We start from the raw sequence: 771 nt of genomic DNA, 5'->3' as shown, positions 1-771 counted from the left end.
GGGGAGGAGGGGCGCGCCGGACCGGGAAGCGCCTCACGGCGCATCGCCGCTCGTAGCGGCTTCAGTTGGGACCCGGGGCTACCGCGGCCCGACGCCCTCCCATTGTAACGAGCCGGGCCCGCCGGGGGCACCCCCGCGGCGCCGGGCGGCGCGTCAGCCCAGCTCGCCCGCGCGCCAGCGGGCCGCCACGACCTCCAGCTGCTCGGCGGTGCGCACCAGGCGCGCGGCCGAGAGCGTCAGCGCGGCGGCGGCGTCCTCGCGCTCGCGGGGGACGGCGTCGTCGGCGTGGTGGGCGCGGCCGACGGCCACGACGCGGCAGAAGGCCGCCGCGCGCTCCAGGGTGACGGCGAAGTCGCCCTCGGCCACCCCGGTGAGCACGGCGTCGACGACGGCGACGACCTCGCGGGGCCCGGGCGGGTCCCCGACCCCGGCGACGACCTCCAGGACGGGGACGTGGTGGCGGCCCTCGGCGTACTGGCGGGCCACGGCGACGGGCTGGCGCTGCACCCACGTGCGCAGCACGTACAGCCGCCACAGGGCTCCGGCCAGGGAGTCGGCGGGGGCGTCCGCCCACAGCCGGGCGATGACCTCCAGGCCCTCGTCCTGCGCCAGGCGCACGACGCGGCGGGTCACCTCGGCGTCCCGGGCCGAGCGGGCGCCGTGCACGAGGGCGCTCGCGGCGGCGTGGGCGGCCTCCTGGACGGCGGAGGGGTCCACGCCCCCGGCGAGCGCGACGAGCGCGTCGTCGCCCGGCATCGCGGGGCGGTGGTG

General features: G+C 80.4%; 1 protein-coding gene. It reads right to left on the bottom strand.

The genetic code is table 11. The features are described from left to right. Window positions 1-153: 153 nt before the first annotated feature. A partial coding sequence (locus GTQ99_RS23695) for a hypothetical protein (RefSeq protein ID WP_205708131.1) occupies window positions 154-771 on the bottom strand: 618 nt, incomplete at its 5' end.

It is taken from the genome of Kineococcus vitellinus (assembly GCF_009906315.1).
In the GTDB taxonomy this organism is placed as follows: Bacteria; Actinomycetota; Actinomycetes; order Actinomycetales; family Kineococcaceae; genus Kineococcus; species Kineococcus vitellinus.
Note: the sequence above shows the minus strand (reverse complement) of the source record. Positions and strands in the feature narration are given on the sequence as shown.